General features: G+C 33.0%; 10 protein-coding genes. 7 read left to right on the top strand and 3 right to left on the bottom strand.

Features of this window, described 5'->3' with window-relative positions:
• The first annotated feature begins 202 nt into the window (after window positions 1–202).
• The gene (locus tag HMPREF3239_RS11515; protein ID WP_053030261.1) at window positions 203–1,591 is read left to right on the top strand and encodes an L-cystine transporter; all 1,389 of its coding nucleotides are present in this window, start codon (window positions 203–205) and stop codon (window positions 1,589–1,591) included.
• An 89-nt stretch (window positions 1,592–1,680) separates the two neighbouring features.
• On the opposite strand, the gene HMPREF3239_RS11510 is transcribed toward HMPREF3239_RS11515, so the two are convergent.
• Window positions 1,681–2,436, bottom strand: coding sequence for an NADPH-dependent oxidoreductase (locus HMPREF3239_RS11510; RefSeq protein ID WP_070855671.1), 756 nt, complete (start codon window positions 2,434–2,436; stop codon window positions 1,681–1,683).
• 157 nt (window positions 2,437–2,593) lie between these two features.
• Between HMPREF3239_RS11510 and HMPREF3239_RS11505 the strand changes: the two genes are divergently transcribed.
• The 5 genes from HMPREF3239_RS11505 (at window position 2,594) to HMPREF3239_RS11485 (ending at window position 8,552) form a co-directional block, all read left to right on the top strand.
• Window positions 2,594–3,373: a 2-keto-4-pentenoate hydratase gene (locus tag HMPREF3239_RS11505; RefSeq protein WP_070855670.1), complete on the top strand. Its 780-nt coding sequence runs from the start codon at window positions 2,594–2,596 to the stop codon at window positions 3,371–3,373.
• Between the two features lie 438 nt (window positions 3,374–3,811).
• Complete coding sequence (gene ahpC / locus HMPREF3239_RS11500; RefSeq protein WP_053030264.1) at window positions 3,812–4,381, top strand: alkyl hydroperoxide reductase subunit C; 570 nt, start codon at window positions 3,812–3,814, stop codon at window positions 4,379–4,381.
• A gap of 14 nt (window positions 4,382–4,395) precedes the next feature.
• A complete protein-coding gene (gene ahpF, locus HMPREF3239_RS11495) occupies window positions 4,396–5,919 on the top strand; it encodes an alkyl hydroperoxide reductase subunit F (protein WP_053030265.1) in 1,524 nt (507 codons plus the stop codon).
• A 184-nt stretch (window positions 5,920–6,103) separates the two neighbouring features.
• Window positions 6,104–7,789, top strand: a complete 1,686-nt coding sequence (locus tag HMPREF3239_RS11490) for a hypothetical protein (RefSeq protein ID WP_070855669.1) — start codon at window positions 6,104–6,106, stop codon at window positions 7,787–7,789.
• 136 nt (window positions 7,790–7,925) lie between these two features.
• Window positions 7,926–8,552 (top strand): NDxxF motif lipoprotein, encoded by a 627-nt coding sequence (locus HMPREF3239_RS11485; RefSeq protein WP_053030267.1) that lies wholly within the window; start codon window positions 7,926–7,928, stop codon window positions 8,550–8,552.
• Window positions 8,553–8,930: 378 nt separating this feature from the next.
• Here the strand turns inward: HMPREF3239_RS11485 and HMPREF3239_RS11475 are convergent, their stop codons facing one another.
• Both HMPREF3239_RS11475 and HMPREF3239_RS11470 read right to left on the bottom strand, forming a co-directional pair.
• Complete coding sequence (locus HMPREF3239_RS11475; protein ID WP_070855667.1) at window positions 8,931–9,509, bottom strand: histidine phosphatase family protein; 579 nt, start codon at window positions 9,507–9,509, stop codon at window positions 8,931–8,933.
• A gap of 23 nt (window positions 9,510–9,532) precedes the next feature.
• Entirely contained in the window at window positions 9,533–10,162 is a 630-nt protein-coding gene (locus HMPREF3239_RS11470; RefSeq protein WP_070855666.1) for a LysE family translocator, read from the bottom strand.
• A gap of 455 nt (window positions 10,163–10,617) precedes the next feature.
• Here HMPREF3239_RS11470 and HMPREF3239_RS11465 point away from each other — a divergent pair, with 455 nt between their 5' ends.
• Window positions 10,618–10,851 carry a hypothetical protein gene (locus HMPREF3239_RS11465; protein WP_053030269.1) on the top strand — a complete coding sequence of 78 codons (234 nt, stop codon included), beginning with the start codon at window positions 10,618–10,620 and terminating at the stop codon, window positions 10,849–10,851.
• The last annotated feature ends 47 nt before the right edge of the window (window positions 10,852–10,898 follow it).

Raw genomic sequence — 10,898 nt, 5'->3', positions numbered from 1 at the left:
TTTAGTCATCAGTCCAATTTATTATAGAGCCTTTTTATATGATTAATAATTTAAAACTTTAAATTATTTTAATTTAATTAGCTATTGTGTCTTTTCAAAAACTTATAATTTATGCTTTTTATTTCAAAGTATTGAAATATAAAATAAATAGTATTATCCTTATAAAGTATGTCGGAATTAGAATATTATAAGGAGATTCATTATGGGGACTTTTTTTACAGTTATTAATATTGTCATTATGATCGTATTCTTAATTGGGTTATTTATAATGGCTAAAAAGCATGTCTCATTTCCTAAAAGAGTATTTACCGCATTAGGATTGGGTATCGTGTTTGGAATTGCTTTACATCTCATTTATGGTGCCAACTCTAAAGTACTTGAAACAACTACAGATTGGTTCAGTATTGTAGGAGACGGCTATGTTGCATTACTACAGATGATTGTAATGCCACTGATTTTCATTTCAATCGTATCAGCATTCAGTAAAATACAAATTGGTGATAAATTCGCTAAAATCGGTACTTATATTTTTATGTTTTTAATTGGGACTGTAGCTATTGCTGCTATTGTAGGAATTTTTTATGCCATTGTATTTGGCCTCGATGCCTCAAGCATTGATTTAGGCAGTGCAGAAAATTCAAGAGGCAGCGAAATTAGTAATCAAGCGAAAGATATAACTGCTAATACGTTACCACAACAAATTCTAGAATTATTACCAAGTAATCCATTCTTAGATTTCACTGGTCAGAGAACAACATCTACAATTGCAGTGGTTATCTTTGCAATTTTCGTAGGCTTTGCTTATTTACGTGTGGCTCGCAAACAACCGGAAAGTGGTAGTTTATTAAAACGTGGTATCGATGCAATTTACTCATTGGTCATGTCTATCGTGACATTTGTATTAAGACTCACACCATACGGTATCATTGCGATTATGGCATCAACAATCGCTACAAGTGATTTCCAAGCGATATGGACATTAGGTAAATTTATGATTGCATCATATGCAGCATTAATCACAATGTACATTATCCATTTAATATTATTAGCAATTATGGGTATCAATCCAGTTCGTTACGTTAAGAAAACATTCGAAGTGCTTGTATTCGCATTCACTTCTCGTTCAAGTGCGGGTGCATTACCATTAAACATTCAAACGCAAACGCAACGATTAGGTGTACCAGATGGGATTGCTAATTTCTCAGCATCATTTGGCTTATCCATAGGTCAAAATGGTTGTGCAGGTATTTATCCTGCGATGCTAGCAATCATGGTAGCACCAGTTGCAAACGTAGATATTGATCTACCATTTATACTTACTTTAATTGGCGTTGTTATTATCAGTTCATTTGGTGTAGCTGGTGTCGGTGGTGGTGCAACATTTGCATCTATCCTCGTATTATCAACGTTAAACCTTCCAGTAGCACTTGCAGGGGTACTTATCTCAATCGAACCCATCATCGATATGGGACGTACTGCATTGAACGTTAATGATTCAATATTAGCAGGTACTGGTACAGCTAAGCTGACTGGTAATATGGACAAAGATAAGTTTAACTCAAACGAATATGGAGATTTATCAACAAATTAATTCATATTTTAAAAAGCGTAGCTCAAACGTTACTATGTTTATTTCAAACCATTGTAATCGTTAGCTACGCTTTCTTTATTAAAACTCGATTATTTCTTCATTAATCCTGATTTATTCAATTCTTCTAACATATCTAAACGTGTTTTTCCACTTAAGAACCCAGCGACTTGTTCTGACCATGTTTCTTGGCGTTTTCCATTCGTTCGTTCTTTATAATAGTTACTAACTGTCTCATCATATTTTTGAATTGCTTCTCTTTGTTCTTTCGCATTACTATTATAAACATTTTTATGGAATACATGATCAAGCGGTAAACGTGGCTTAGGTGCACCATTCTCGCCCTCTGCCGGTTCTCCCACAGCCATTCCAAATAATGGAAATGCATATTCAGGTAAATCTAAAATTTCTTTAACACGACCAACATCATTTCGTAGTGAACCTAAATAAACAATACCATAACCCATATCTTCTGCAGCCAAAGCCATATTTTCAGACACTAAAGCCACATCGATTGCACCTACTAACAACCCTTCTGCTGATTCAAAAGAAGTTTGCATGTCAAAATCAACAGTTTCATTGATTAAATTGTGACGATAATAATCTAAAACAAAGACAAATAAATAGCCATTATCCACAACATATGGCTGGCCTGATACTTCTTTTAATTGTTCTTTAATGTTTAGGTCTTCTACACCAATGATTGAGTATGTTTGTAAATAACTAGACGTTGATGCACTCTGACCTGCTTCTACCAACTTTCTAACTGTGTCATCACTTAGCGGTTTATCTTTAAATTGTCTTACTGAATGGTGTTTTTTCATTAAATCGTAAACATAGTCTGTCATTGTATCCACTCCTTCAATCCTATTGACTACATCGTAACAATTTATTTTTTATTTTGCTTTTATAAAGAATTACTTATCTCTCATAAACCATTTGCATGATGGTCATTTTATAGTTATCATAATAGTAACAATTTTCAGATATTTAAGGAGAGATAGCATGAGCCAAGCAAATAAAGAAGTATCAAACGCCTTATTTCAAGCATATATATCAAAGGAACCTATTGAATTTGTAAGTAACACACACACGCTTACTGAACCTGAAGCTTATCAAACACAAGATGATCTTATTCAGCAAATTCAAGCTGAGAAGCAGGTCCCTATCAAAGGTTATAAAGTAAGTATGACAAGTGCTGCAACTCAAGCCATCGCTAATACTAACGAACCAGCTTACGGTACAATTTTATCTCATCAAGTTGTAGAAAATGGTCATGGCGTATCACTCACTACATTATTTGCGCCACTATTAGAACCTGAAATTATTTTTGAATTAACTGCTGACTTACCTGAAGATGCTGACACGCAAACTATATTAGAAAGTGTGAAAATCGCACCAGGAATCGAAATTCCAGATGCACGTTATAAAGATTGGTTCCCTAATTTTACTCTAGGTGACTTGATTTCTGATAATACTGCTACAGGACTCATCGTAGTGGGCGAACGCATCACACCTCTCGATTATGAAGCATTCGCAGTTATTAATTTAAAATTATTCAAAGATAATCAGCAAATTGAAACTGGTCACTCTAGTGAAGTGCTTGGAAACCCTATTGAATCCGTGAAATGGTTAAATAAAAAATTACATTCTCATGGCAAATCTTTAAAAAGAGGACAATTTATTTCTTCTGGAACCTTTATTTCTCCTTTAAATTTAGAAGAAGGTACGTATACTGCTGACTATGACAAAGTAGGATCAGTCACAGTTAAAGTCATTGATTAAACATACGTTCCAACATTATCCTGAGTCTTAAATAAATTATTTATACACCCTATTCATTATTATTGAACGGAACAATGAAATCTTCATACTATATGTGGTTTCTATTCCGTTCTTTTTATATTTATTTTATTTTGCATGATTAAAAATATATGTTTAGTTGAGAATGAAAAAGGTTAATTGATATTCAGAAGAAATGATAACACCTATTTTTCAAATTAAAAACTAAAACTTAATCACTTCTTCATTTTCTTAACGACGTGTTAAAAAACCTGTTCAAACAATGTTAAAACAGCATTTTATCACTTATAAGTGCATTAAGTTGACGAATAAGAAATAGCATGTAATAATAATACTTAAGAAATTAGAATTATTATAAACAAGCAATTATTATTATGTAGTTCTAATTAATATTCACGATAATCAGGAGGAATTTAAGTTATGTCTTTAATCAATAAAGAAATTTTACCATTCACAGCGCAAGCTTATGATCCTAAAAATGACGAATTCAAAGAAGTAAGCCAAGATGATTTAAAAGGTTCTTGGAGTGTCGTATGTTTCTACCCAGCTGACTTCTCATTCGTATGTCCAACTGAATTAGAAGATTTACAAAACCAATATGACAAATTACAAGACTTAGGTGTAAATGTATTCTCAGTATCAACTGATACACATTTCGTACACAAAGCTTGGCATGATCATTCAGATGCTATCAGCAAAATCCAATATCAAATGATTGGTGACCCTTCACAAACAATCACTCGTAACTTCGACGTATTAGACGAAGAACTTGGATTAGCTCAACGTGGTACATTCATTATTGACCCAGACGGCGTTGTTCAAGCAGCTGAAATCAATGCAGATGGTATTGGCCGTGACGCAAGCACATTAGTAAATAAAATCAAAGCCGCTCAATACGTACGTCAACATCCAGGTGAAGTTTGCCCAGCTAAATGGGAAGAAGGTTCTGAATCATTACAACCAGGATTAGACTTAGTAGGTAAAATTTAAGGAGGCATTAAAGAATGCTTAATGCTGATTTAAAACAACAATTACAGCAACTTTTAGGACTTATGGAAGGCGATGTAGAATTCAGAGCAAGTATCGGTTCTGATGATAAATCTAAAGAGCTTAAAGCACTTTTAGACGAAATCGCTGAAATGTCTGAACACATTACAATCGTAGAAAAAGATTTAAAACGTACGCCAAGTTTCTCAGTTAGCAAACCTGATGAAGAAGCTGGTGTCACATTTGCCGGAATTCCTTTAGGTCATGAATTTAATTCACTTGTATTAGCAATTTTACAAGTTAGTGGTCGTGCCCCTAAAGAGAAACAATCTATCATTGATCAAATTAAAGGTTTAGAAGGTAAATACAACTTCGAGACATACGTTAGTTTAACGTGTCAAAAATGTCCTGATGTTGTTCAAGCATTAAACCTAATGAGTGTTGTTAACCCTAATATCACGCATACGATGATTGATGGTTCTGTATTCCGTGAAGAATCAGAAGATATCATGGCTGTTCCTGCAGTATTCTTAGATGGTGAAGAATTTGGCAATGGACGTATGACTATTTCAGATATCTTAACTAAATTAGGCAGTACACAAGACGCTTCTGAATTCGAAGGTAAAGACCCTTACGATGTTTTAATCATCGGTGGTGGCCCAGCTAGTGGTAGTGCAGCCATTTACACTGCTCGTAAAGGACTACGTACTGGTATTATTGCTGACCGTATTGGTGGCCAAGTTAATGATACTGCTGGTATCGAGAACTTTATCACTGTAAAAGAAACAACAGGTTCTCAATTCTCAGCTAATCTCGCAGCACACATTGATGAATATGACATTGATACAATGACAGGCATCCGTGCTACTAATATTGAGAAGACAGATCAAGCCATCCGTGTCACACTTGAAAATGATGCTGTTTTAGAAACTAAGACTGCTATTATTTCAACAGGTGCAAGTTGGCGTAAGCTTAACATTCCTGGTGAAGATCGTTTAATTAATAAAGGGGTTGCTTTCTGCCCTCACTGTGATGGTCCTTTATTCGAAAATAAAGACGTTGCAGTTATCGGTGGAGGAAACTCTGGTGTTGAAGCTGCTATCGACTTAGCAGGAATTGTTAAACATGTTACTTTATTTGAATATTCATCAGAACTTAAAGCAGACACAGTATTACAAGATCGTTTGCGTTCACTATCAAACGTAGACATTCACACGAATGCAAGAACTGCTGAAGTATTAGGTGAAGATCATGTAACTGGTATTAGTTACGAAGATTTAACTACTGGCGAAATGAAAGAATTAAGCTTAGATGGTATCTTCGTACAAATTGGATTAGTACCAAACACACATTGGATTGGTGACGCAGTAGAATTAAATAACCGTGGCGAAATTGTTATTGATCGTAATAACAATACAAACGTTCCAGGTATATTTGCGGCTGGTGACGTTACTGACCAAAAAAATAAACAAATTATTATTTCTATGGGTGCTGGTGCCAATGCGGCATTAAATGCATTCGATTATATCATTAGAAATTAATTACTATTTAAGGATAGGTGTAAGATCTTTATGACCTTGCTTCTTATCCCTATCAATCACTTAACCTATCAAATATCTTCATATATAACAGAGACCCATGTAAGGGTCTCTGTTTTTGTATGACTTTCATATTATCTATGATAATCTAAACTTATACAGATAAATAACATTGGATGTCTTCTTTATGCATGAATCACTATCCCTAATTTCAGAGGAACAAACGAGTAACTTGAAGCAACTTGTAAATCCACCATCTTATTACAGCAAAGCCGATATGTTGTTTGAACTCGCTTCACAACCTAAAACATTAACGCGACTTTACAATGAGATGAGTCAATCTGAGAAAAATTATATTAGTACTTTTTTAAAAAATGGTGAATCACTCATTCTAATTAATAAGAGAAAATTAAAAAAGTTACCTATTTGTTATAAATATGGCATTGTTACATTTGTAAAAGAAGATACGTTTGTCGTAAATAATCTCATACTAACTATGTTGAACGAAGTGGTTTTAAAGAAAAAGTACCCTGATTTTCCACCAAAAACCATCAGAGAAGAAGATTATGTTATGAAACTTCATGGGCAATATACAGCAATTGAAAAGTATAAAAACGTTTCTCTTAAAGAGGAAATGGCTGAATATAATATGGAAAGTCTAAAAGATATTTGTCGTTCTTATAAAATTAAAGGTTTCTCTAATAAGAAAAAAGCCTCAATTATCGATTTAATAAATGACGCTTTCTTCCGAGATTTTTCAATTTTAAAACAGGAATTCGGACGAATGCCCCGTAGAATACTAGATATCTTTGTAGATACATATAAATCTGGTAAAAATGTTAATACGAATTATGACTTCAATGCATTAAATGCATACTTAAGTATGGATTTCCAGGTCTTAGAAAGACATCTATTTATTTTAAGATTTGATATACGTAGCGAAGTTATTATCATACCACAGGATGTTATGAATCATTTTTCACAATATGTGAATGATATTGGTGGGTTAGATAATCTTTTGCCCGATTTACTGACTATTAATAACGACGTCCCCTTCTTAGATGAAGATGACTATATTGATGAAGAATTGAATCTTTTATTCGATGTAAATAGCGATCATATTAACAAACTTATAGATATGGGCGTTGAAAACATCGATGAGCATGATTTAGAAAAATTATTAAGCGATGAAATTCTAGATTCTACATTTACGAATAGTGTTAATAATTTGTTAAAAGAAGCACATGTTGAATATAAAATAAGCGAAATGAAGGATCAAAATAAAAGTGATAAAGAAATTACCTTATTTAGATTTTATACTGCAGCAACAAATTTATATGGTGTCGTGTCACTGCAATTCGTTTCAAAATTATTAAAACGATTATTAAACACATCCAAATCAAGCAATGAAATTAAATTCCATATTCAATCTTTAAACATGCATCACTTCACAGTTATTAAGCAAGGGTATTTAGTCCATCCAGTAATGGCACATTATATTGACCCAACTTATGTTGAATCATTAGATCTTGATTATTATGAACCAAAGACATTAAAAGAGTTACTTTCTTTCGATGTCCATGAATATTATAAAGCGGACAAAGTGATTAAAGAATTTAAAACGTTCATAAAACACTACTTCACTACTGATGATAAAGAAGAGATACACACGGATATGACTATGTTATTCCACGAATTACGTTCATCTTCAGACTTAGATGAAGCGATTATGGCTATTGAAGTTATGATTGCAGGAGATATGCTGTACCCTATTCCCGAGGATAAACTAACTGAGCAAGTAGAACAGGTTTGGACTCATTTAAGACTTTGGTTTGCAAAAGGTAATACAATAGTAGAAATACAAAATATGTAGATGGATAAATGCCACAAATTGTTCATAGATAATTGTGATTTTAAGCACTTAACATTCAATTATTTTTCAATAAATGATAATCTATTACTATGTAAAATTATAGTTGCGTTACTAATAAAGGAGATTTTAGAAACCTATGAAGAAAAGTTTAATAATAGGTCTCTTTTTATCATTATTACTAACATTAAGTGCTTGTGCACCTAAGGAGAATAATGATTCAACAGACCATCATAGTAATGGTGTTAATGCACCTAAAAATGCTAAAGCGTTGAAAGAGAGCGATATTTTCACTTCCGATAAAAAGAATCAAAAACTAACTGAAGATGAAATGAATAAAGCCATTAAAAAATATTTAGATGTAAATAGTGATATTTTAGATAATAAATATGTAATGCAAAGCCAAATTGACCGTCAAAGTACAGGTCAAACACACGTTACGGATGAACAAGCCAAAAAACTTAGCAACTTATCAAATTTGGCCGTTAAAAACGATATACATTTCAAAGATTTCGTAAAAAACAATACGTTACCTTCTGGTTATAAAGAAAATACGGAGCGAATTATTAACTACTTCCACGCCTTAAATAGTACGATTGCGGATGTAGATAAGAGTATTGAGCAACTTAATTATGAACCTCAAAATACAATTAATGTTGTCGATGTGCCTACGCATTATGCAGGTGATGTGAATGGTAAACAACAAGATAAAATCCAAAAATTCCTAGATGATAAAAATATTAAATCTGACGTATTAGATAAATAAAAAACATACTAAGATTGGGGAGTGGGACAGAATTCTTTTGAATTCGTCGTCCACTCCCAGCTTGCTTTGTTTGTAGAATTTCTTTATGAAATTCTCTTTGCTGGGGCCCCGAACCCCAACCTTGCTTAGCTTGTAAAATCACTTTCGTGATTTTTTGTGTTGGGGCCCCGAACCCCAACCTTGCTTAGCTTGTAAAATCACTTTCGTGATTTTTTGTGTTGGGGCCCCGCCCACCCCCGCAAGGATGACTAGAACTGAGAAAAGCTCGATTTAAGCGCCTTCTCAGTTCAGTCAGCTACTGCGAATGTGCAAAATAGCACCATTATATTATGTATGTCCTAGCCTCTTTTAATTGTTAAACAATTATTTTCATACATATTATATTTCTAAAAAGTACGGCTTACAATTGTCGACATTGTAATCTAATGCTTCATCCTCATCAATCATATTGAAATATGCAAATATACAACGAATAACGACTTGATGTGCTACAATCACAATTGTTTTATCATCATGACGATTCAATTGTTCAAAGAATAGATGAACTCTATGATACACATCTCTATAACTCTCACCCTCAGGCGCTTTTTGAGTGAAACTGTGACGGAAATCTTTATATTCCGGATCATTAAAGTAACGATGATACTTCGCATCATGCATCAACGTATCTTTATACTCGCCCTCAAACACACCAAGTGAACGTTCACGAAGCAATGACGTAATTGTCGTCGGTATCTCATAAGGAAAGATATAGCGATAGGTTTCTTGCGTACGCGTTAAGTCGGATACATAGACGTGATCAATTTGTCTTTCTTTAAAATAACTTTCTAAATTTTGTGCACCCTCAATACCCTTTTTAGTTAGTGGTACATCTAATTGACCACAGAAATAAGCTCTTTTATGTTTGTTGTCATAATTTGATTGTGATTCACCATGTCTAACTAAATATAGTTTCATATACTACAATCCTTTACTTTAATTTAACTACTCTTGCTTAATAATAAATGAATGGATAATCCAATTAAAATGATACCTACCATATAATCGAATGCAGCTTTTATTTTCGGTTGACTGAATAGTAACTTAATATATTGAAATACAAATACACAGAATAAAAACCAAATTAAGATAACGATGATGACAATTATAGATAAAATGGCTACTTGTGACTTTACTTCAATACCACCAGTTGATAGAAATTGAGATAAAACACTCACATAATACAGTAGTGCTTTAGGATTTAAAATAGTGCTTATAAAGCCTTGACGATACGAAGTAAAATAGCTCACATCATCGATGCCAATACGAGTTGTATTAAAATTCATCGACTGACGTGCGGTGCGAATACTTTGTACGCCTAAATACACTAGATAGCACGCACCAAGTATTTTAATGATCAAAAATATGTAATATAAACTTGTAAGGATATATATAATGCCCAACACAGCTAATGACGAATAAATGACATGTGCAGAAGTGATACCTAATGCTGACATTGCCCCATTTACTTTACCCGAATGGATTGTATTTTTCATAACAATTAAAAAATCCGGACCAGGCACTATAATGATAAGTAACGTAATAGAAATAAAGGTTAAGATGCCATCCATATACACACCCACTTCAATTTAATATTATATAGATTATGGCATACTTAAATTGTAAATGTAAGTCTACGGGTAGTCTAAAATTTCAAAAGTAGCACGATCCTTTAGCTTTTAATACTTAACTTAAATACGACTTTTACAAATCATAGGACTAAACGAAATTTTTTAATATTTTAAGTACTTTTCATTGTCATTATGGTCGGTTACATGGTAGTATAAGGGTGTAGTTAAATAATAACTACAAAGTCTTTTATATTCATGAACATAATACTCCTGGGTGACGCCTTAACCCGACGTCACCCTCTTTTTATGCCCAATTTTAATCCCTTTTCCTAGTATTCCTCACAAAATAAACACCGAAATGATAATCATTAGCATTTAAGTAAAATTACTGTCATCATGCATTTTTACATGCTACATTATAACTAAGTAATCACACTTATTGGGGGGAATCAATAATGGAATTGCTAGGCTATAAAATGATTAATGACGAACTCATGGCAACTGTTAAATCTGATCACGGACATATATTTAGATATTCATTTAATATTGAAACACCAGAATATGAAATTTTAGAAGTACTAGAAGAAGTTAATCAACATGTTGATAATGGCAGACATCCATTAGGATGTGAGATTATTAAGAACTATGATTTTGAAGATATTCATAACCATCAGGCTTTAATTAATTAAAATTTCATTAAACTAAAAAAGGGAGCGGGACAGAATTCTTTTGAATT

This window comes from Staphylococcus sp. HMSC34C02, assembly GCF_001838705.1.
GTDB lineage: Bacteria > Bacillota > Bacilli > Staphylococcales > Staphylococcaceae > Staphylococcus > Staphylococcus borealis.
The sequence above is the reverse complement of the archived record's forward strand: the minus strand, read 5'-3'. Positions and strand labels throughout refer to the sequence as shown.